The organism is Colwellia echini (genome assembly GCF_002843355.2).
Lineage (GTDB): Bacteria > Pseudomonadota > Gammaproteobacteria > Enterobacterales > Alteromonadaceae > Colwellia > Colwellia echini.
In genome coordinates this window covers 31,757-54,692 of record NZ_PJAI02000004.1, presented here as the reverse complement: position 1 = coordinate 54,692, position 22,936 = coordinate 31,757, and the positions used below count along the sequence as shown (strand labels likewise).

The 22,936-nt window shown below is 35.8% G+C and carries 19 protein-coding genes; 12 read left to right on the top strand and 7 right to left on the bottom strand.

Annotated features, from left to right (window positions below):
- Positions 1-51: 51 nt before the first annotated feature.
- The 3 genes from CWS31_RS05240 to CWS31_RS05230 all read right to left on the bottom strand — a co-directional run bounded on the left by CWS31_RS05240 (position 52) and on the right by CWS31_RS05230 (position 2,891).
- Positions 52-1,242, bottom strand: a complete 1,191-nt coding sequence (locus CWS31_RS05240; RefSeq protein WP_101345128.1) for a DUF805 domain-containing protein — start codon at positions 1,240-1,242, stop codon at positions 52-54.
- An 87-nt stretch (positions 1,243-1,329) separates the two neighbouring features.
- The gene (locus tag CWS31_RS05235) at positions 1,330-1,632 is read right to left on the bottom strand and encodes a DUF3301 domain-containing protein (RefSeq protein WP_101345127.1); all 303 of its coding nucleotides are present in this window, start codon (positions 1,630-1,632) and stop codon (positions 1,330-1,332) included.
- Positions 1,633-1,784: 152 nt separating this feature from the next.
- Positions 1,785-2,891, bottom strand: coding sequence for a DUF3549 family protein (locus CWS31_RS05230; RefSeq protein ID WP_101345126.1), 1,107 nt, complete (start codon positions 2,889-2,891; stop codon positions 1,785-1,787).
- A 239-nt stretch (positions 2,892-3,130) separates the two neighbouring features.
- Between CWS31_RS05230 and CWS31_RS05225 the strand changes: the two genes are divergently transcribed.
- Complete coding sequence (locus CWS31_RS05225) at positions 3,131-3,880, top strand: pseudouridine synthase (protein ID WP_425457511.1); 750 nt, start codon at positions 3,131-3,133, stop codon at positions 3,878-3,880.
- Positions 3,881-3,893: 13 nt separating this feature from the next.
- Here the strand turns inward: CWS31_RS05225 and CWS31_RS05220 are convergent, their stop codons facing one another.
- Positions 3,894-4,520, bottom strand: coding sequence for a 5-formyltetrahydrofolate cyclo-ligase (locus CWS31_RS05220; protein WP_101345124.1), 627 nt, complete (start codon positions 4,518-4,520; stop codon positions 3,894-3,896).
- Positions 4,521-4,667: 147 nt separating this feature from the next.
- Entirely contained in the window at positions 4,668-6,158 is a 1,491-nt protein-coding gene (locus CWS31_RS05215) for a peptide MFS transporter (protein ID WP_101345123.1), read from the bottom strand.
- Positions 6,159-6,663: 505 nt separating this feature from the next.
- Here CWS31_RS05215 and CWS31_RS05210 point away from each other — a divergent pair.
- The 7 genes from CWS31_RS05210 (at position 6,664) to CWS31_RS05180 (ending at position 17,815) form a co-directional block, all read left to right on the top strand.
- Positions 6,664-9,444, top strand: coding sequence for an SLBB domain-containing protein (locus CWS31_RS05210; RefSeq protein ID WP_101345122.1), 2,781 nt, complete (start codon positions 6,664-6,666; stop codon positions 9,442-9,444).
- Positions 9,445-9,681: 237 nt separating this feature from the next.
- The gene (locus CWS31_RS05205) at positions 9,682-12,012 is read left to right on the top strand and encodes an ABC transporter permease subunit (RefSeq protein WP_101345121.1); all 2,331 of its coding nucleotides are present in this window, start codon (positions 9,682-9,684) and stop codon (positions 12,010-12,012) included.
- A gap of 188 nt (positions 12,013-12,200) precedes the next feature.
- Entirely contained in the window at positions 12,201-13,838 is a 1,638-nt protein-coding gene (pstA, locus tag CWS31_RS05200) for a phosphate ABC transporter permease PstA (RefSeq protein WP_101345120.1), read from the top strand.
- Between the two features lie 121 nt (positions 13,839-13,959).
- Positions 13,960-14,799, top strand: coding sequence for a phosphate ABC transporter ATP-binding protein PstB (pstB, locus tag CWS31_RS05195; RefSeq protein WP_101345119.1), 840 nt, complete (start codon positions 13,960-13,962; stop codon positions 14,797-14,799).
- A gap of 87 nt (positions 14,800-14,886) precedes the next feature.
- Positions 14,887-15,588: a phosphate signaling complex protein PhoU gene (gene phoU / locus CWS31_RS05190; RefSeq protein WP_101345118.1), complete on the top strand. Its 702-nt coding sequence runs from the start codon at positions 14,887-14,889 to the stop codon at positions 15,586-15,588.
- 240 nt (positions 15,589-15,828) lie between these two features.
- A complete protein-coding gene (locus tag CWS31_RS05185; protein WP_101345117.1) occupies positions 15,829-16,509 on the top strand; it encodes a TIGR00153 family protein in 681 nt (226 codons plus the stop codon).
- A gap of 10 nt (positions 16,510-16,519) precedes the next feature.
- Entirely contained in the window at positions 16,520-17,815 is a 1,296-nt protein-coding gene (locus tag CWS31_RS05180) for an inorganic phosphate transporter (RefSeq protein WP_101345116.1), read from the top strand.
- A gap of 122 nt (positions 17,816-17,937) precedes the next feature.
- Here the strand turns inward: CWS31_RS05180 and CWS31_RS05175 are convergent, their stop codons facing one another.
- Entirely contained in the window at positions 17,938-18,216 is a 279-nt protein-coding gene (locus CWS31_RS05175) for a peptidylprolyl isomerase (RefSeq protein ID WP_101345115.1), read from the bottom strand.
- Positions 18,217-18,856: 640 nt separating this feature from the next.
- On the bottom strand, positions 18,857-19,252 hold the full coding sequence (locus CWS31_RS05170) for a hypothetical protein (RefSeq protein WP_101345114.1): 396 nt from the start codon (positions 19,250-19,252) through the stop codon (positions 18,857-18,859).
- 410 nt (positions 19,253-19,662) lie between these two features.
- Between CWS31_RS05170 and CWS31_RS05165 the strand changes: the two genes are divergently transcribed.
- The 4 genes from CWS31_RS05165 (at position 19,663) to msrQ (ending at position 22,726) form a co-directional block, all read left to right on the top strand.
- The gene (locus CWS31_RS05165; protein ID WP_101345113.1) at positions 19,663-20,214 is read left to right on the top strand and encodes a DUF2058 domain-containing protein; all 552 of its coding nucleotides are present in this window, start codon (positions 19,663-19,665) and stop codon (positions 20,212-20,214) included.
- A gap of 139 nt (positions 20,215-20,353) precedes the next feature.
- Entirely contained in the window at positions 20,354-20,722 is a 369-nt protein-coding gene (locus tag CWS31_RS05160; RefSeq protein ID WP_101345271.1) for a glutaredoxin family protein, read from the top strand.
- Between the two features lie 323 nt (positions 20,723-21,045).
- Positions 21,046-22,071 carry a protein-methionine-sulfoxide reductase catalytic subunit MsrP gene (gene msrP / locus CWS31_RS05155; RefSeq protein WP_101345112.1) on the top strand — a complete coding sequence of 342 codons (1,026 nt, stop codon included), beginning with the start codon at positions 21,046-21,048 and terminating at the stop codon, positions 22,069-22,071.
- Between the two features lie 28 nt (positions 22,072-22,099).
- Positions 22,100-22,726, top strand: coding sequence for a protein-methionine-sulfoxide reductase heme-binding subunit MsrQ (gene msrQ, locus CWS31_RS05150; RefSeq protein WP_101345111.1), 627 nt, complete (start codon positions 22,100-22,102; stop codon positions 22,724-22,726).
- Positions 22,727-22,936: the final 210 nt, after the last annotated feature.

Here is a 22,936-nt window from a genome sequence, read left to right as displayed (position 1 = left end):
GCTAGATTAATTCTTAGATTAAATTTTCTTGGTTAGCTATAAATAAGAGAATTATGCATCGGTTGCTAAGAAAGGTGCATATTGATTATTTTTACCCAATATTGCCTGCGTGCCTTTTAGCGAGAAGTTATAACCACATAAGGTGAAATTACCTCTAAATGCCAATGCCTGTATTAATTCTGCGCTGTCTAATGGAGAGAAACTAGCGAAGTATTCACCACCATTTTCTACTAATACCGCTAAAGGTCGAATAGAATCACCTTTATTAAAACTAATTTCCTGACAGCTTTTATCACCTTTCGCCGAAGCTAACGACCAACGTTCGCCATCATTTACTTTATCAGCTTGCCAATGGATTATTAGACCCTTGTATTGTGATAAATATAAATTGAAGTTATCGGGCATACCTAATAAATGGTCTCTATCAGCAACTAAAGCAATTAAGGGGCTTTGAGGCGTTACTTGCTCTTCAGCAATTTTAGCAGGAGTTATTAACTCATCAGGTTGGTTAAACGCATTAATGATACTGTTGATAAATACGCCGATAAAAATTAATGCAACCGCGGCAATAATACCTAGTTGTAACTGTCTATTACTAAGAAACTTTAACCGAATTAGCTCACCAATATCAGTTTGTTTATTATCGGTAAAAGAATCATTTTCAGGGGGATTAACATAACCGGTTGAGTAATTTTCATTCAGGTTAGCATTAAAAGCCGCGATGGTATTTACCTCAGCTATATTTTCGCTCGTTTGCTGTTGTTGATTACCTTGTGTAACCGCTAAAGTCGGTTCAATTCTACGGTTATTGGCTTGAGTGGTTGGTTCACTAATATAACGACTTAAGTCAACTGGGCCGTAATAACCAAAAATATATGCATCTTTAGGTTTTTTACTTTTGCTAGGGTAAGTAAGAAGGAGTGCCGTACTTAATAAGGGTAAAACAAATAAATAATAGCTACTTGTGCTATCAATAAATAAACTCAATATGCCTATAAGTAAAAATAACCCGCCAGGTACAAGTTGCCAGTTTGTGGTTAAACGAGCGTCATGTAAACGACGCTTGGTGCTACAAACAAGTACCGCCGTTAAAATAAAAAGAATGACGATACTTATTATCAAAGTGTCAGAGAAAATGGCTGATAAAATAATAAAACTAAGTAAGGTAAAGAGTGTAGTAGCAAAAAAACGGCTACGATTATCAAACCCCTTTAAACAAAAAGCTGCTTGTAAAAATGGCACATAAACTCCAATTGAATGTAGTTAATTTGAAAATTTATTGTTCAGTAAAATTCATTATCTGGTTCACAGGTTAATTAAAATCCTGTACTAATGAATTCGGTATGCAGGTAAATCTATGGTTGATAACTTTAAGCCATAAAGCGATAAGCTACCTTGGTTGTTAGACTCACCATCACCGCTAAAATCAAAATCAAAAATGCTGTAAATACACAGCCCTTGTTGTTTGGTGTACTTCACTCGACTTGAGCGTCTAGCCAATGAAATAAATTGTAAGTCACCTTCTTTACAGTAGCGACGAATATGATGCTCTGCCATTTCAGATACTTTGCGTAAATAGACAAAATACCAACAAAACAAACAAAAAATTAATAAATAATAAATATTTTCCATACGGGTAGACCTTAATTCTAAACTTATTTTAGGTTAAAAGTAACACAGTAAAATGTAACTTTTTATCTTTAGGGATATTACGCTTGTGGGCGTATTAATGTCGTTTTGTAATATTTCTCACTAATATCTCTAACTAATATTGTTCAGTAAAATTAATGCTGAGTAAATAATTGTCCAATTGCTTGGGCAAGTTCCGCAGATCTATTTTCACTACGAATACATTCAAAGACCACATGCCTTACTAATGGCAGTGTTACTAAATCTTTAAATACACTTGAAAACAATGCTAAATCGTTTTGTTTAAGTAGTTGTTCAAAATAACATATTAGTATTTTATTATCCGCTAAAGCTTGCCAACAACGGCTGGATAACGTTATGAGTAATTCAACATTAACTTCGTTTTTATTTAAAAGCTGTGCAACTAATACTTTTACATGGGGATGATCACTACTCGCTGCAAGGGCACGTAATAATTGTGTAGACTTTGCCTGTTGTTCTGACGTACCTGTTGTGGCTGAACTTATTAAGGTTGTTGAAAACTCAGCGATGACCACATCAAGTAAAGCAACAGGATAATGTTCATTTTCTAAAGCACTACAAACGGGCGATAACACTTCATCAGGTAAGTAAGGTAGCGCGCCACGTAACAACTCGCTGTGATTATCTTGATTTATTCTTGCCACAAAGTCGGTAATACCTTGTACGCCAATATGCTGCCAGTTATTCCAGTCAGGTTTTTGATTGGATTCTAAGTTCAGCGTTAAATATTGTTTAAATACTGAAAAGTATTCACTGGGTGCTTGTTTTAAATCGACTTTTATTTTGCTATTTAAACTGGCTAATTTATATTGTGCAGGCGTAAAAAGGTAAGGGTTACTGCTGAGTAACTCTTCCTGTTTTTTAGTTGCTTCTTGCGTTAAATCACCACCTAAGGCTTCAACAATAATAGCAATTAAATGGTTTCTTGCGGCTTGGTTTAATAAACCACGTTCATCAAGAGGAAGCTTCAACAACCATAAATAAGGTTGTGCAGATTGCTTTTGCCAAAAGGCAATAGCAATACAGGCATGCCCTTGTACGGGCGTAGGGTATGGTAATTGATTTAACTCTACCTTCTCAAATTGTTCTTTAGATAATTTAGTGACCAACCGACCAATATCGTAAAGTCGATATTGAGAGCCTGAAAGTTTAAGTAATTCAGATAAGGTCTCTATATTCTTTGTAGGTGTAGATTCGGGAGTTGTAGATGAGTCAGTCATAAGTCATAAGTATTGTCGCTTGTTATAGCAAGTTATTATAAGGATAATGGCCGCGTTAACATAGTAAAATCCTTAATAGGTATAATTAATAGGTATAATTAATAAGTATAATTAATAGGTATAAGTAAATGGATCAATACGTATAGATGAGTAAGTTAATAAACGAAGTAAGCGCTGATGAAGAGTTGATAATAGATCCTGATAAACCAGTACTTACTATTTTATATCAAGACGAATACATGGTTGCTGTTGATAAACCGGCAGGCTTGTTTGTGCACCGAAGCTTTATGGACCGAGATGAAATATATTTTGCTTTGCAACTCGTTCGCGATCAAGTTGGCCAGTATGTGTATCCCGTACATCGTTTAGACAGACCTACCTCAGGTGTATTGCTTTTTGCCCTAACTAAAGAAGTTGCTACATTATTAAGTGAAGCTTTTGCTAATAAATCGAAACAAGCTGAGCTTGAAAGTGGTGCTGATTCAGTATCACAAACCAGCATGATGGAGAAAACCTATTATGCTCTAGTGCGTGGTCATTTAGCGGTAGCTGCAGATTTAATAGATCATCCGCTTAAAGAAAAGTTAGATAAGTTGGGTGATAAAAATGTTAGCCGTGATAAACCAGCACAATCGGCACAAAGTTATTATCAAGTTAAACAACAAGCCAGTTTACCAATCCCTTTAGGTAAGTTTGATAGCGTCCGTTATTCATTAGTAGAAGTGAAACCCATTACGGGCAGGCGACACCAAATCCGTCGACATCTTGCGCATTTGAGAAACCCTATTATCGGCGACATTAATTATGGTGATAATAAACAAAACCCATTTTTTATTGAACATTTTGGCTTCAAGCGATTAATGTTACATGCGCAATCGTTAGCGTTTAATCATCCGATAACCCATGAAAAAATCAACATAGTGGCACCGTTTGATGAACAATGGCAGCAAGTGTTTCACGAGTTAGAATGGCCATTGCCAATGCTATAACCTGACGTTGTAACTAGCTAAATAAAAAACCTTTACTCGGCGTAATTATTTCGGGTAAAGGAATATCCCAACTTTCTACGGGTACTTTCTCTACTTGCTGACAATTATGCGCAAGCCCCATTGGGTATAACTTAGTTTGCTGCCAATTTGCTAGGCTACGATCATAAAAACCACCACCCATTCCTAATCTTGCGCCTGTTTCATCAAAAGCGACAAGCGGCGTACAAATGACATCTAGCTGATTTAATGGGCATACCTTGGTGACGTCTAATTTAGGCTCTAAAATACCATATTTATTACTAATAAGTGGTGTGTCAGCTTGGTAATGTAAAAAAAGTAAATGCCCACTGCTAAAAGGGTGAAGTACCGGTAGGTAAATATCTTTATTATTTTGCCAACACCATTCAATAAATTTAACTGTTGATAGCTCGCCATCATTACTTAAATAAATGGCAATGTGCTGGGCTTGTTGAATCTTACTATGGTTAGCTAATCTGCTAATTAAATCTATTGCTGCTTTACTTTGTTCAGCATCAGTTAGGGCATTTCTACGCAGTCTTATTTCTTTGCGAAGCTGTGCTCTTTTAGTTGTAGGATTATTGATATTTTTAGTTATAGGATTAGCGATAGATTGAGTCATAAGTTAGCAATTAAATTAAAAACAAGATTGTAAGATGTTTTTCTATAGAGAATTCACTATAACTATATGTTCATAAAGTGAAAAATTATAAAGTTTAAAAAACAAACGATAAGTGTTTATCGCAATAAACACTTATATTTGATTTGTTTACTCTTCAGGTAATATTTCCCAATACCGGCTCTTTAAAGCAATTAATACAATAATAATACCGATGCCAATACCGAACAAGCCGATTTGCAGATAGAGGCTAGGTAATTGGTCAATATTATTAGGGTCGAAGTTACCCGCTAATAAACCGGCAATAATACTGCCCATAGAATAAGTTAAAACGAATATGCCCATCATTTGACCAACATAACGACGTGGAGATAACTTACTTACCGCGCTTAAAGCTACAGGACTAAAACATAGCTCACCAACGGTATGTAAAAAATAAGTAGCAACTAACCAATAAGGCGCAACTTTTAATCCTGATGCAGCATATTGAGCTGCGAAAAACATCACGATAAAACCACTTGCCATGATAATTAAACCTAACGCACATTTTATTCCATAAGATGGGCTAACTAAGCGTTTGCCTAAATTAATCCAAAGGGCAGCAAAAAAAGGTGATAGTAAAATAATAAAAAAGGCATTTAATGACTGAAACCAACCTGTAGGAACTTCAAAGCCGCTAATTAGTCGATCGGTATAATCTCTGGCAAACAAATTTAATGACGAACCCGCTTGTTCAAAACCAGCAAAGAAGCAGGTTGACGCTATACAAATAAGAAAGAGTGCCCACAAACGCTTTTTCTCATTGGCTGTTAAGTCACCGCCAAAATATATTGCGCCATAGTATAAAAAGAAGATTAAGGTAAAAGTAATAGCCACATATTGTGCAATTGAAACTGGGTCAACCAATAATGAACCCATCATAATTAAGGCCATAATTATTGCTACTACAATCAACAGTGAACTAATAATTAGCCAACTTAGTGTTGTGGCTTTCGCAGATAAAGGAAATGTTGGTGCAGCTCCAGCAAGACCAAGTTTATCTATTGTTCTACGGTATTGAACTAAGCCAATTGCCATACCAACGGCGGCAGCGCCAAACGCCCAATGCCAACCATAACTTTCTTGATCTTCCATTAAATAACCGCAAACCGAATAACCAATCACAGCACCGATATTTATTCCCATATAATAAATGGTGTAGCCACTATCACGTCTTTTATCATCATAAGAATATAACTGTCCAACCATGGCGCCAATATTAGGTTTTAATAACCCAGTACCCAAAATGACAAAAACTAAACCAATAAAGAAGGTATTGTCGTTAGGAATGGCTAAAATGATGTGACCACACATTATAATGATACCGCCATACCACACCGCTTTTTGTCCGCCAATTAATCTATCGGCAATCCAACCACCTGGTAACCCCATAAAATAAACACTACCAGTATACAAACCATAAATAGCCACAGCAGACGCAACGGTTAAGCCTAAGCCGTTTTCTTGTAATGATGCCGTCATAAATAAAACTAACAACATACGCATGCCGTAATAACTCATACGTTCCCACATTTCTGTGAAAAATAAGGTTTTTAAACCTGCAGGTTGACCAAAAAATGTGGCGTCAGATTGCGTTGACATAAATTAATTTCCTTCCAGGGTAGGCAGAATGTTTTATTGTTATTTTAATTATATTTATTGTTATTTTAGTAACTCGATTATCAGTTTACTTCAAGACAAAGTTAAGAGTAATGAGTGAAGCATCTATTGATTTTTTAAGCCTTATAATAGCTATTGCCTTGCCAGTTACTTTATCAGTTACTTTATCAGTTAAGCAAGGTAATACCTAAGTGAAGAACTTAGATAATATCTTAGTTATAACGTACTGAATATTCGTTGGTTTGTGCTTATTAATTTGTAGAGTAATTTTAATAACAGCAAATATTACTCAGAGCAAGCCATGCTAATATATTGTTTGCGCTGCTATATACTGGTAAACTTCGGCGTCACTAAAATTAGTGCGTATGTTAGGTGCTGTTATTCTTGTTTTACTTACTTTAATCAAGACATTGTCACGGCCTTAAATTACTGTATTTAGCTAGCTTATATGCTCGGTAAGCTATAAAGATAGGAACTTCTTGTTAAAATGATAACCGCCATAAAACTGTTTTTAAGTCGCCGTATTCGTCATATTTCTAGCCCTTTTTCTGTGGCTTTAATGATACTTGCTTTTACTATTTCTGTTTTGCCTATGAAAGGTTTTGCTTATGCGGCCGTAAGTCAACAGCAAATAGAGCAATTTAAACAGCTGCCTAAATCGCAACAAGAATCTCTAGCTAAAAGTATGGGGATTGACCTAAATAGCATACAAGGACAGTTGTCAGGGAATGGTGCTCTTGATGAAAAACTTAATACTGAAGTGTTTCCTCGTGGTACACAGTTTGACGCGGAAGGTAACCCACTTACTGAAGAAGAATTAGCAGAATTAGAAGAATTAGAGCGAATTGAAGAAAGTACAGAGCTTAAACCGTTTGGTTATGATGTTTTTGCTAATGCACCGCAAACCTTTGCACCAACCATGGATATCGCAATTCCTGCAGAATATATTATCGGCCCAGGTGATCAAATATCTATTCAAGTATTTGGTAAAGAAAAAAATGAATTTGAATTAGAAGTAAACCGTGAAGGACAAATTGTTTTCCCTGATCATGGTCCATTTAACGTATCAGGTTTATCATTTAACGAAATGAAACGCTTATTAACGGCGCGTATTAAAGAAAAAGTTATTGGGGTTGATGTCGTTATTGGCATTGCTTCTTTACGTTCAATGCGTGTTTTTGTATTAGGCGATGCGCACAAGCCAGGCCCTTACACCTTAAGCTCATTATCAAGTATTACCCATGCTATTTTTGCTGCAGGCGGTATTAGTGATGTAGGTAGTTTACGTAATATTCAATTAAAACGTTCTGGGAAACTTATTAAAACCCTTGATTTATATGATTTATTAATTAAAGGGGATTCACGTAGCGATATATTACTGCAATCTGGTGATGTGGTATTTATCTCACCTAAAGGTGGCACTGTTGCTGTTGAAGGCGAAGTACGTCGACCTGCTATTTATGAACTAATAAACAATGATACCTTTGCTGACGTGTTAACTATGTCAGGTGGCTTATTACCTTCTGCTTTTTCAAAAACAACGCGAGTTGAACGTTACAACCAAGATGCATTACGATCAGTTGTTAATATTGATTTAACTAAAAAAGATGATCTGGCTAAAAAAGCGCAAGCAGGCGATGCAATGTTTGTGATGAAAGCTGCTGAAATGTTTGAACAATCAATTACTGTAATAGGTGCAGTAACTCGCCCTGGTAAATATCAGTGGCAAGAGGGGCAGCGTATAACCGATGTTTTTCCAACCATTGACTCGCATTTATTGCAGTCAGCTGACCTAAACTATTCACTTGTTGTACGCGAAATTGATATTGCTCGCAATATAGAGGTATTGCAATTTAATCTATCAAAAGCATTAACCTCACCTAATTCTTCAGATAACTTAGTGTTACAAGGCAACGACAAAATTCTTGTTTTTTCTAATATCATTAAATTAATAGACAGTAAAATTAATTTAGATGCGCTAGCTTTTACGCAAGAAAATTTAACGAAGAAAGAAGAAGATCTAGCTAAAAAACAATTTAAGCAAAAACAATTTTGGCTAAGGTACGGTGATGAAGAACAAGTATCACAATTAGATAGCGGGCAAATTGCCGCAGCAAAACTTATTGAAAAGTCTATTGCCCAATTTAGTGGTGGTGATATAGAAGAAGAAGTTGATATTCAAGAATTGACTATTTTTTCTCGTCAACGCTTATTATTACCGATAATTGAACAACTTAAGCGACAAGGTAGATCAGGTCAACCAATTTTATTAGTTGAAATTGATGGCGAAGTGAAGTTTCCAGGTATATATCCTTTAAGTAAAAACTCACGTGTAGACGACTTAATAACAGCCGCTGGTGGCTTAACTGAGTCAGCTTATTTAGTGCGTGCTGAAGTGACTCGAAACCAAATCGTTAATCATATGGCGCAACAAAGCTCTATTGGTATTAATCTGCGTAATGCTATTAATGGTGATGATAAGGACAATGTATTATTGCGTTCAAAAGACCGTCTTAATATTCATCAAATACCTGCATGGAGTGAGAATAATGTTGTTGAACTTCGTGGTGAGTTTGTCTTTCCTGGTAAATATACTGTGCGCCGTGGCGACAGTTTAGCTGATTTAATTGTTAAAGCGGGTGGTTTTACTAAATTTGCTCATGAAGATGGCTCGGTATTTACCCGTGTACAGTTACGCGAAATAGAGCAACAAAATTTATTAAAGCTAACTGCTGATTTACGTATTGAAATGGCATCTAAGTCAATGACAGACAAAGATTATTCGCAATCTTATGCAGAAGTACAGCAAATGTTAGCGGATATGGCAAACGTGCAACCAGTTGGACGTTTGGTTATCGACTTACCAAAAATTATGACGGATAAGAATTACGATGTGTTACTTGAAGGTGGTGATGTACTTTATGTACCAACCAAGAAAAATTCAATTAACGTAGTGGGTCAAGTACAAGTTACCTCATCGCATATGTATGATGTAAATTTATCAGCCGACGATTATCTAGCACAAAGTGGTGGTAGTAAAAAACGTGCCGATGAAGGGCGAATTTATATCATATCAGCCAATGGCAGCATTAAAATGATGAATAGCGGTAATTGGTTTACCAGTGACGCTGGCGATAATTTAAAACCTGGGGACACTATTGTTGTTCCGCTTGATGCCGAGTACATGAATAACTTAGCCTTGTGGACAAGTGTAACAGGTATTATCTATAACTCTGCGGTAGCTATCGCGGCTATCAGTGGTATTTAATTAATCACACTCAACATATTATTATTCGCTTATTCAACATAAGTTAATAGATTTTTAAAGGTCACTAGCATTTGCTACTGACCTTTTTTTATGTCTGCTAGCTATTGAAACTTCGGGTAATCATTTGCCCTGTAATAAAAGTGTAATAAAAGTAACTTATACTTCGCCTCATTATAATATCGTATTCTCTCTATTGAATAAGCTACCGAGTAGCTTATCAATGATAAGGTTTATTAAGTGGCAACTCTTATTAGTTCGAACCGCAGTCGCGGGGTTAAAAACTCATTAGCAAAGTGGTTAATCACCTTAGGTGGCATTAGCGTATTATTTACGTTGGTGTTGATTTTCTTATATTTACTTTACGTCGTTAAGCCTATCTTTGAATCGGCTGAAATCGAAAGTAAAACAAATATTAGCTTGCATCTAGCCGCAGGCGAAAAAGTATTAAGTACAGGCGTTGACGAACTACAAGAAGTTGGTTATCAGATTAATGATGCAGGTAGTATTGACTTTTATCATTTAAAAGACAGTGTTAAAGGTGCAAGTAATGCTTTTAAAATTGGTGATAGCGCCTTATCAACATCACTACTTGAAAGTGATGATTTTGAAGATAAACAAGTTGCACAAGTTGTTAACTCTTTTAGTGCTAATAAGTTAGTACATACAGTTACCGGTAAAACCTTGCTGGTTCAGCCTAACTTTTATGCGACTTATGACAATGATGTCCGTGAAATCATTCCATTACTTAGTTATCCATTAGGACAAAATGCACTGATCATTGATGAGCAGGAAACACCATTAACGGAGTTATCTTTCGCAATGAATGATGAGCTAATCATTTTTGTAGGTTTTACTGAAGATAAGCGTTTAATTAAAACTACTTATGTTGCTGATGATGATTTTGGCTCTTCAAACGACGGCTATGATGTTGAATACGAGACTATATTCCAAGAGATAGATTTTAATCATCAGGTTGATGAAATTAAAGTCACCCCAGATTTAAATTTAGCTTTTGTACGTAGTGGTTCAACAGTTTATGTATACGAGTTAAACGAAGAAGACGACGCAAATTTAAAAGCAACCATTGTTCCTACTTTTACCAATTCTACAACTCAGCTTACTTCAATGGCACTACTTTCAGGTAGCAGCTCAGTGTTGCTAGGTGACAGTAATGGTAGTGTTAGCCAATGGTTTGAAGTGGCGACTGACAATGGTCGTAAATTTAAACAAATTAGAACGTTTGAAACCAGTGAGTTTAATAACTCATCAAATGCAGCATCAAATACTAATGCTATAAGTGCAATCTACACCGAGCAGTATAGAAAAAGTTTTTACACCATGACCGAAACTGGTTTGGTTAATGTTTTTTATACCACTAGCGATGCACATCTATGGCAAGGGCAATTAGTATCAGGTGAACCTGAGGCTTTTGCTATAGCGCCACGTGCTAATGGATTAATTAGTGTTGTTAAAGATCCTGCTAATAGCAATAAAATTAGCTTGCAAACATTTAGCGTGCACAACGAGCATCCTGAAGTAACATGGCAAGCATTATGGCAAGAAGTTTGGTATGAAGGTTACCCAGAGCCAGATTATGTATGGCAATCTACATCAGGATCTGATGATTTTGAAGGTAAATTCTCTTTAGTTCCAATCTCATTCGGTACTATTAAAGCGGCTTTATACGCAATGTTATTCGCCGTACCAATTGCCTTAACTGCAGCTATTTATACCGCTTACTTTATGACCCCAGGTATGCGTAAAAAAGTTAAACCAACGATTGAAATGATGGAAGCATTACCAACGGTTATTTTAGGTTTCTTAGCGGGTTTATGGTTAGCACCAATCATGGAAGAGTACTTACCTGCAATATTCTTGTTGTTCTTCTTCTTGCCATTAGCAACATTACTTACTGCTTTCATTTGGCATAACTTACCGAATGAATGGAAAGACAAAATACCTGAAACACTTGCTCCAGTGCTGCTTATTCCAGTACTTATGCTAGCCACATACCTTGCTTTTTCATTATCAGGTGTACTCGAAGTTGCCTTTTTTCAAGGTGATATGCGCCAATACTTAACGAATGATTTAGGTATAGATTTTGACCAACGTAATGCTTTAGTGGTAGGTATAGCAATGGGCTTTGCGGTAATTCCAACTATATTCTCTATGGCTGAAGACGCCATCTTTAGTGTACCAGGACACTTAACCAGTGGCTCATTAGCATTAGGTGCAACGCAATGGCAAACATTGGCTAAGGTGGTATTACTTACTGCTAGCCCAGGAATATTCTCCGCAGTAATGATGGGGTTAGGTCGTGCCGTTGGTGAAACAATGATTGTATTAATGGCAACGGGTAATACGCCAATATTAGACTGGAGTATCTTCCAAGGCATGAGAACGCTAGCGGCAAATATTGCGGTAGAAATGCCAGAGTCAGAAGTAGGTAGCTCGCATTACCGTATTCTATTCTTAGCGGCCTTTGTGCTCTTTATATTTACCTTTGTATTTAACACCATTGCAGAATTTGTTCGTCAACGTTTACGTGAAAAATACAGTTCAATGTAGCAATGTACATTAAGTATAGAATAAGTCAGTTTAGAGCTTAGTTAACAACCTAAGTTAATAATCTAAGTTAACAGTAAAGTCACGATAAAAATTATAGCGATAAAGTAGCGTGTCAGTTTTAAGCTGTATAGTTCAATTGAGTTATACAGCAACAAGATGATGACTACTTACCAATAAAGAGTTTATTTATGAATAAATGGTTTAAATCAGGCGCTCCTTGGATATGGATGTCAGCAGGTGGAGTAAGTATTAGTTTAATTTCAGTGTTAGGTCTTTTATGGCTTATCGCTTCAAGAGGTTTATCGTATTTTTGGCCGAGTGAGTTATATCAGTTTGATATTACCGACCAAAACGGTGCTAAAAGTGTGGTTATTGGTGAAATTTATGAACGTGAAGAAATACCTGTAAATCAGTTAGCGCATTTAGACCTTAAATTAGATCCTAACCAAGAAGTGTTAGAGAGACTGTTAGTTAAAACGGGTAACCGTGAGTTAGTTAGTTTAGATTTTCGCTGGTTGTTAGGTAATAACATTACTAACACTCAAACACCAAAAGACTTAGCTGTTATTGAACGCACTACGCACGGTAATTTTTATGGTTACATTGATAGTGTTGTGATGGATGGGAAAGAAGTCGAACAAAGCAAATTACCTGAGCTATTAACGCGTGTTGAAGAATTTCAAGACCAAATTGACGAATTACAAAAATCAGACATCGGCGCCATTAACTATCAGTTAGAGCGTTTACGTTTAAAAACAAGAAAATATCAACTAGATAATGAATTAACACCAGCACTACAAGCTGAGATAGATAGTGAAACAACGGCGTTAAAACAAGATTACGATAAACTTGAAGCTGAATTGATGGGTTACAGAAAAAAAATATCACGCGATCATATTGTTATGCGTGCTATGGACGGTCAATTAGTCACTGTTAACTTTGAACATATCCTTAAAGTAACCTTTAATAACCAACTGAATGTTTTTCAAAAAACAGGTTTGTTCTTTAGCCATATATGGGGCTTTTTAGTTGAAGATCCGCGTGAAGCCAATACTGAAGGTGGTGTTTTTCCTGCAATATTTGGTACAGTGTTAATGGTACTATTAATGACCATTATCGTTTCACCATTTGGCGTAATAGCGGCAATTTATTTACATGAATATGCAGGGAAGAATGCATTAACTAAAATTTTACGAATTGCAGTTATTAACTTAGCTGGCGTTCCATCCATTGTTTATGGGGTATTTGGTTTAGGCTTCTTTGTTTATATGGTGGGTGGCTCACTTGACCAACTGTTTTATTCAGAAAATCTACCAAGTCCAACCTTTGGTACGCCTGGTGTTTTATGGTCAGCGTTAACATTAGCCATATTAACGTTACCTGTTGTGATTGTATCAACAGAAGAAGGCTTATCACGTATTCCATCAGCGATGCGTCATGGTTCATTGGCATTAGGTGCAACCAAGGCAGAAACCTTATGGCGTATTATTTTACCTATTGCTAGCCCAGCGATTATGACTGGTATTATTTTAGCCATAGCACGTGCAGCAGGTGAAGTAGCGCCATTAATGTTAGTGGGTGTAGTTAAAATGGCTCCTAACTTACCGTTAGATGGTAACTTTCCATTCTTACATTTAGACAGAAAATTCATGCATTTAGGTTTCCATATTTATGATGTTGGTTTCCAAAGCCCAAATGTTGAAGCAGCACGCCCGTTAGTTTTTGCAACCGCACTATTATTAGTAACTATTATCGTTGCTTTAAATATGACTGCTGTGTCAATTCGTAATAGATTACGTGAAAGATATAAAATGTTAGAGCACTAAGTTACTCAGACACCGACAAATACCAATCCGTATTTACCCTTATTACTAAGTAAGAGCTAAGTAAGCACTTAATAAGCAGAGTAAATACGGCTTTATAAAAAAGAATTAGAGAATAACACTTATGATTTCAATTAATCCAAAAGCACTCGCAACAGGCTCAAATACTACTTTTGAGAGCAAGTTAGATTTACACAACTTATCGCCGGAGCAAGTTGCTTTAGACATCAACAAATTGAATTTGTTTTATGGTAAGAAACAAGCGTTAAATGATATTACCATGTCAATCCCAAAAGGGCAGGTAACAGCTTTCATCGGTCCAAGTGGTTGCGGTAAATCAACACTGTTACGTTGTATTAACCGCATGAACGACTTAGTTGATGATTGTCATATTAGTGGTGAAATAAATCTTCACGGCAATAACATTTATAATAAACATGTTGATGTAGCAGAGCTTAGACGAAAAGTGGGTATGGTATTTCAACGTCCTAACCCTTTTCCAAAAACTATTTATGAAAATGTAGTCTATGGTTTACGTATCATGGGCGAAAATAATCGCCGTAATCTTGATGAAGCAGTTGAAAAATCATTACGTAGTGCAGCGCTTTGGAATGAAGTAAAAGATCGCTTACATGAAAGTGCATTAGGTCTATCTGGTGGTCAACAACAACGTTTAGTTATTGCCCGTGCTATAGCAATTCAACCAGAAGTTTTACTGCTTGATGAGCCAACGTCGGCACTTGATCCTATTTCAACCTTGACCATTGAAGAATTAATCAATGATCTTAAAGAACAATTTACCGTAGTAATTGTTACGCATAATATGCAACAGGCAGCTCGTGTGTCTGATCAAACAGCGTTTATGTATATGGGGGATTTAATTGAATACAGCGATACAAATACATTATTTACTACCCCTGAGAAAAAGAAAACAGAAGACTATATTACCGGTCGTTACGGTTAATCGTTAGCAAGTAAACCTAATATAGCTTCAATGTAATAAACATTGCTGCAGTACAGATAAAAGTAAATACCTACAAAGGGATATCTCATGGATAAGTTACAAATTGGCCGTCATATTTCAGGTCAATTCAATGAAGATTTAAATCGCGTTATTAATAATGTTATGCATATGGGCGGTTTAGTTGAAAAACAATTAGCCGATGCCTTAATTGCTGTTGGTAATTCTGACGTTAGTTTAGCAAAACAAGTGCTAAGTAACGATTACCAAATTAATGCTTATGAAGTAAGTATTGATGATGAATGTACGCGAATTATTGCCAAGCGCCAACCCGCAGCAGGTGATTTACGTTTAATTATGGCGGTAGTTAAAACTATTGCCGACCTAGAGCGTATTGGTGATGAAGCTGAAAAGATAGCCAAGGTAGCGTTAGAAAGCTTTTCTTCTTCACAGCAAGATTTATTGGTTAATTTAGATAACCTAGGCCGTAGAGTGTTAGAGTTTTTACAAGCTAGCCTTGATGCTTTCACACGCATGGATTATGAAGCCGCGATAAAAATCCATCAAACGGATGACAAGATTAATCGTGAGTATGAAGCGCTAATGCGTCAATTAATGACTTATATGATGGAAGACCCGCGTTCAATACCGCAAGTAATGACGGTTATTTGGTCAGCTCGCGCATTAGAGCGTATAGGTGATCGTTGTCAAAATATCTGTGAGTATATTATTTATTTTGTAAAAGGTAAGGTTGTACGCCACACCACAGCAGAAGATATAAAAAAATTATAGAAATAACATAGTGAATGTTTTTTACTATAAATTTATTTAATTCAAACAATTACCTAGAAAATAACACTAAGTGTAAACTGTTTTTAAAGGAATATATAATACAAAAACAAACTTGGTAGTGCAGACCAGCTAATAGCGGCACAAGGTTAAGCTGACATTAGCATTTAACATTAACTGTTAAATGGGGTACTATCCGCGGCGAATAGCAATGACGAGAGTTATAGACTGACTGGAAACATTATGAATAAAAATACAATCTTAGGTGTATTTGCAAAATCACCGATCAAACCGTTAGTAAATCATATTCAAATAGTTGTTAAATGTAGCCAACAACTTATTCCATTTTTTGAGGCTTGTACTGCTCAAGATTGGGATGAAGCGGCAAGTATCCGTCGCAAACTTTCAAAACTAGAACAAGATGCTGATGCAGTAAAGCGTCAATTACGTCTAGAGTTACCAGGCGGATTATTTATGCCTGTTGATAGGGCTGATTTACTCGCTCTAGTGTCACAACAAGATAAAATAGCGAACAAAGCCAAAGATATCGCTGGCCGAGTTTTAGGGCGTAGCCTTGAAGTTCCTCCGAGCTTACAAGCTGAGTTTACTGCTTATTTAGCACGTTGTATTGAAGCAACAGAAAAAGCGGAAGAAGCGATCAACGAACTTGATGACTTATTAGAAACGGGCTTTCGTGGCCGTGAAGTTGTGTTAGTTGAAAACATGATCAGTCAATTAGATGCTATCGAAGATGATACTGATAGACTTCAAGTGACCTTACGTAAAAATTTATTAGCGATTGAAAAGGATTTGAATCCAGTTGATGTAATTTTCTTATATCAAATCATTGATTGGGTTGGTGACTTAGCCGATCTTGCTGAACGTGTAGGTGCACGTTTAGAAATACTTCTCGCTAGAAAATAAGGCTTAGAACATGGATATTATACTTAACTCAGGCAGTACCTTTATCATACTTGCCGCTATCGTCGGTTTCTTCATGGCATGGGGCATTGGTGCAAATGATGTAGCCAATGCAATGGGAACTTCTGTTGGTTCTAAAGCATTAACCATTAAACAAGCTATTATCATCGCAATGGTGTTTGAATTCGCTGGTGCTTACCTTGCTGGTGGCGAAGTAACATCAACTATCCGTAAAGGTATTATTGACGCAAGTTACTTTGTTAATAGTCCTGAATTACTTGTCTACGGTATGATTTCAGCATTATTTGCTGCTGCAACTTGGTTATTAATTGCTTCAGCATTAGGTTGGCCGGTATCAACTACCCATTCAATTGTTGGTGCTATTGTTGGTTTTGCTGCAGTAGGTGTTAGCGCTGAAGCAGTTGAGTGGAGCAAAGTGGTAGGTATTGTAGGTAGTTGGATAATTACACCACTTATCTCAGGCGTTATAGCTTTTGTTATTTTTAACAGTGCACAAAAATTAATTTTTGATACAGATAACCCTTTAAAACAAGCTAAACGATGGGTGCCTGCATACATGTTCCTTGCTGGATTCGTTTTATCGTTGGTAACTATTAAAAAAGGTCTTAAACATATTGGTTTAGAAAATGTCGACCTTGGTTTTGTCAGTTTTGAACTTAAAGGCGCAGGTGGTTTCTATTTAGCTGCTATCATCGCACTTATTGTTGCTGTTATCGGTAAAGTATTTATTAAGCGTTTAAAATTTGATGAAACCCTAGCTAAAGAAGCACATTACGTTAATGTTGAAAAAGTTTTCGCAATATTAATGATTGTAACCGCTTGTGCAATGGCATTTGCACATGGTTCAAATGATGTTGCTAACGCTATCGGTCCATTAGCTGCAGTAGTGAGCATTGTTGAGCATGACGGTCAAATTGCTGCTAAATCAGCTATTGCTTGGTGGATATTGCCATTAGGTGGTTTTGGTATCGTTGCCGGTCTTGCTATTTTTGGTCACAAAGTTATCGCAACAATTGGTCAAGGCATAACGCATTTAACACCAAGCCGTGGTTTTGCTGCTGAGTTAGCTGCTGCAAGTACCGTGGTAATTGCATCGGGTGCAGGTTTACCTATCTCAACTACGCAAACTCTTGTTGGTGCTGTGTTAGGTGTGGGTATGGCACGAGGTATTGCAGCAATTAACTTGTCTGTGGTACGTAACATTGTTGTATCTTGGGTTATTACTTTACCTGTAGGTGCTGGTTTATCAATCATCTTCTTCTGGATGATGCAGGCGTGGTTTGGTTAATCGTTATAGACTTTAACCTAACTTACAAACAGAAAGAGAGGAGTTCCTCTCTTTTTAAAAGTTACAAAAAAGCCGCATTATATTGCGGCTTTTTATTTTATACTTAATGAGATTGGTGTTATTTAGCTACGAGCAGTTACTTCTAATAAATGATAACCAAACTGAGTTTGTACAGGGCCTTGTACTGTATTTAATGGCGCTGAAAAAACAACTTTATCAAACTCTGGTACCATTTGACCTGGACCAAAACTACCTAAATCACCACCTTGTGCATTTGACGGACAGTTCGAATGTTCTTTAGCAACTTCAGCAAAGTCTTTACCGGCTTCAATTTCGGCTTTTAAGGTTAAACATTGTTCTTCAGTATCCACTAAAAGGTGGCGTGCGCTTGCTTGAGACATACTTTTTTCCTATTTCTGTAATGTGAAATTATAGTTATATTTATAATTGAGCACACGTACATTAACGCATATTATCAATAATTGAAAGTAAGGTACTTTGAAAGCAACAATAGTAGAACAAATGGACTATATTTGTATTGTTTTAATAATGTGGATAATTACCTCATTTTGCCCAATTACATTTCACATGCCTGTTATTATCATCGAATACTGCCAGCAAATGGCATTCACTTAGTTTTTAGCAATCATATTATGAATACTCTTTATTTTAAGGCGTGTTATAAGATATTTAAAATATGACAGGCATAACTTCGTAGAAGTTACTTAATGTATACTGCGCCATGAAACTATTTTGTGAATTGTTTGGTAGTTTTTTCTCGATATATCCTGGCTTGTTTTCCCTGATACACTTTCTAGTTAATTCAGCTAGCTGCAAGTAAACCAGTAACTCAACTGGTAAACCTGTTGGCATGTGTTTTGTGGATTACTTACAAAGGATACTAATTCTATTAGACTGTTGGTTATGTTTGCGGCTTTGATGTGTTGCTGAGCACAGGCAAAGTTTGATTGCTCTGATGTTTTAGCGATATTTACGCGAATAGAGTTTAAAAATTATGAGTGAGTGTCTTTTATTTTTCTATTACGGGGTTACGTGTCCGTTCTTAATGGCCTTATATTTTAACACTCCCAAATTGCTTAGCCATTTATATGCTTCATCTATATTTTGACAAAAATTTGTTTCGACATTGGTTAAAGCAGAATGACTATTTTCCATCAACATTTGTTGAATTGACAGGCAACAAATCACAGCTTCATATTTTTGGTTATTACTATTACCCCATTGATTTAATTTATCAATTTCATCCCACATTTCTGGTGTTGACAATTCCCATTGAGTCATATCAACTAAGCAGGCCCATGGTTTATCATTTATTGTTTCTACAAGTTCTTTGTACTCATTACACAGCCTTAAGACTGTTTCAATATTCCAAGAATCAAAACATTTAATAATTAATGTTTGATCAACTATTTTCATATCAAATGATCCATGTTCTTGCACATAAACCCCAGAAAAATATAACAGCTTATTGAATTGGATAATTCTTTCTATTTACAAAGACAATAACCCAACAGATTTTTTAAATTAAATTGAGAATACGTCACTATCCACTTTATAGCAATAACTCAAAAAATCAGCACTAAACTGGTTGAATTTAATGACGTTACAGAATGTACTAGGTGCCTGATCTTCATTTTATTCTACTAGTGTACGACAATGGACAGCAATACCAGTAATACACTCTATGGATTAGCACTTCATAATAAATATAGGTAGAATAACGTAAATTTATTCACCCTATATTTGATTTCTTAAACTCTTAAGGTAAGAGCCTGTATTTATTAAGCAGACAACAATCCTTTTGATTTATGAATTAAGGATTATTGATGGCTTCTCTTCAAGAACAACTGCTTAAAGCAGGATTAACCACCAAACAAAAAGCACGTCAGGCTAATACTGATCAGCGTAAGAAAAATAAACAAAAGCGCAGTGGTGTTGCACATGACGCGAGTTTGCAAGAACAAGTAAAACAAGACTTAGTACTATCAAAAGCTGATAAAGCCGCTAAAGACTCTGCACTTAATGAAGCGAAAAAAATAGAATTAGCCAATAAAGAACAACAATTACGCATTAAACAAATTCTTGAACATCATCACCTTAAAGGCGTAAATGGTGATACCGAATATAATTATACCTTTGACAATAAGGTTAAAAAATTAGCGCTTGATGCTAGCACGCATAAAGCTCTAGTAAATGGTCGTTTAGCGTTGTGTGGCTTAAATGAAACTACCTTTATTGTCACTAGTGAAACTGCCGCAAAAATAGCTGAGTTAAATAAAGATATTATTCTTGTCCAAAATGATAAAATTGAAAGTCCTGAAATAGATGAAGAAGACCCGTATGCTGATTATCAAATTCCTGATGATTTAATGTGGTAATTGAATCTACAAGAAAGGCATAACAAACATATTTACTGCAAATGCAACTGAACACACTAAAACGCTACTTATTTGTTTAAATAATAATGTAGCTGCTTTAGTTTTATTTAATTAACCCGAGTTATTATTTATTATGTTAATGAAAGCAATCCGTTGGCCAATAGGCCAATTAATATTATTACTAAATGTTATATTTTCACCAAGTTCGCCTAAACGTAACCTTGAAGATCAAGCTAAGCTAGATACAGCTACTCAAAGATTAAGTTTATACCAATTACCTTCGTGTCCATTTTGTGTGAAAGTGCGCAGAGCAATTAAGCGCGAAGGCTTAAATATTGACTTGCGTAACATCAATGCAAATAATGAATATAGCGAAGAGCTTACTCGTGAAGGCGGTAAACGCAAAGTACCTTGTTTACGTATTGAAAAGGAAACAGGGCAAGTAGAATGGTTATATGAATCGAGTGATATTGTAACTTATTTACAAAACTTAACTAAACCAATCTAAACGAAACTAAATAAAGCTAAGCTATACCAAACCAAACCAAACCAAACCAAGCTAAATTTAATTAAAACAGCATAATTAGAGCTGTGAATATAAAACGGTATAAGCAAAGCTGTAAAAACTAAAATAACCTGATATTGGGATAAGCAAATACTACAACAGCCTTAATTATCCCGCACTCAGGTTAAAATAATTAACTTAATGCTTTTGATTGAAATTATTTACGCGTTAAACGTGTCTATTAGATTAGCCTTTTGATTTTAAACTTTAACTAAATTTAAACTAAACCTAATCTGAACTTAAATTAACAACTGAGTAGACACTTTATGTTATTAAATTTCAAGAATAAAAATACGCTCAAATCATCAGACATTACTGATGAATCTGTTTATTTACAACGCCGCCAACTTGTTAAAAGCATGGGGTTTTTAGGTGCAGGGGCTTTACTTAGCTCAGCGATTGCTAATAAAGCCAATGCTGGTTTTTTTGATAGTGAACCAGCGGATAGTAATAAAAACTCAGTTTTTAAAACAACGCCATTAAAGTTTACTGCAGATAAAGCTAATCAAGCTTTAATTAAAACACCTGAAAATAAAGTGATCAGCCATAATAACTTCTATGAATTTGGCGCACAAAAAGAGCAGCCTGCAGAATTAGCGCAAAACTTTAAGGTTGACCCTTGGCAATTAACTATTTCTGGTGAATGCGATCATCCCATTACCTTAGATTATGATGATTTAACCACTATGTTCGCGTTAGAAGAGCGAATTTATCGACTGCGCTGTGTTGAAACATGGTCGATGGTTGTGCCTTGGATTGGTTTTTCATTAGCTGACTTATTAAAAAAAGTAGCACCTAATTCATCGGCCAAATACGTGCTTTTTGAAACACTTTATGATCCTAAGCAAATGCCAGGGCAAGCTGATAGGCGCTTAGGTGGCGGAATTAACTACCCGTATGTCGAAGGTTTAAGACTTGATGAAGCAATGAATCCATTAACGTTAATGAGTGTAGGGCTTTATGGTAAAACGTTACCACCACAAAATGGCGCACCAATTCGCTTAGTTGTACCTTGGAAGTATGGTTTTAAAAGTATTAAATCTATCGTTTCTATCAAGTTAGTAAGCGAGCAACCGAAAACTACTTGGCAGCAACTTGCTCCTAATGAATACGGTTTCTATGCTAACGTAAATCCAAACCATGATCACCCTAGATGGAGCCAAGCGAGTGAAAGGCGAATTACCTCTGGAGGTTTATTTTCTCGTAATCGCACCGAAACTTTACCGTTTAATGGTTATGGAGAAGAAGTAGCTCATCTCTACAAGGGAATGGATTTAAACAAGTATTATTGATTGGCTAATAGTCATTGGAATTAGGTGAATGAACACTAAACTAAAAACATCAACTAAAGTCTTTAGCTTAAAGGTGTTTATTCACCTAGCGGCATTATTGCCTATAGTAGAACTGTATTATTTGGCTTTTATCGATCAATTAGGTGCAGATCCGGTACAGCGTGTTATTCACTTTACGGGTATCGGCGCTTTTAACTTGTTATTAATAACCTTATTGATTTCGCCGTTAGCTAAAAAATTTAAACAAGGTTATTTAATACAGGTTAGGCGCTTATTAGGTTTATATGCCTTTAGTTATGCTTTTATGCACGTTTTAAATTTTATTGCTTTTGATTTACAATTTGCTTGGTCATTGTTTTTTAATGAAGTTGTGGAACGTCCGTATATTTCTATTGGTATGGTAGGCTTTGTACTACTTACGTTATTAGCTATTACTTCGCATAACACCCTTAGGCGGAAAATGGGTAAGTCTTGGCAGCACTTACACAACTTCAATTATCTCATCGTAATTTTGGTTGCAATACACTTCTATTGGTCTGTCAAATCAGAGCTAATATCCCCATTGTTTTATATTGTACTAACAGTCATCTTATTAAGTTTTCGTTATAAAAAGCTAAAGGCGATGTTGTTAACTTTCTTTCCTTCCAACACCTAAACACGAATAAGTAGCTGAATTAGGGATATGGAAAATGCTATACAGCCTTATTTATCCCTGCAATGACTATTCGCTCATATAGATAATACTAATTTAATTTTTATTTAATAATCCTTGTTTTAATTCAAGTGTTTATTAGCTTTGTTTACGATAACCTTGTGTTATATTATTTGTTTATAATACCAATTGAAAGACTAAATAAATCATCTT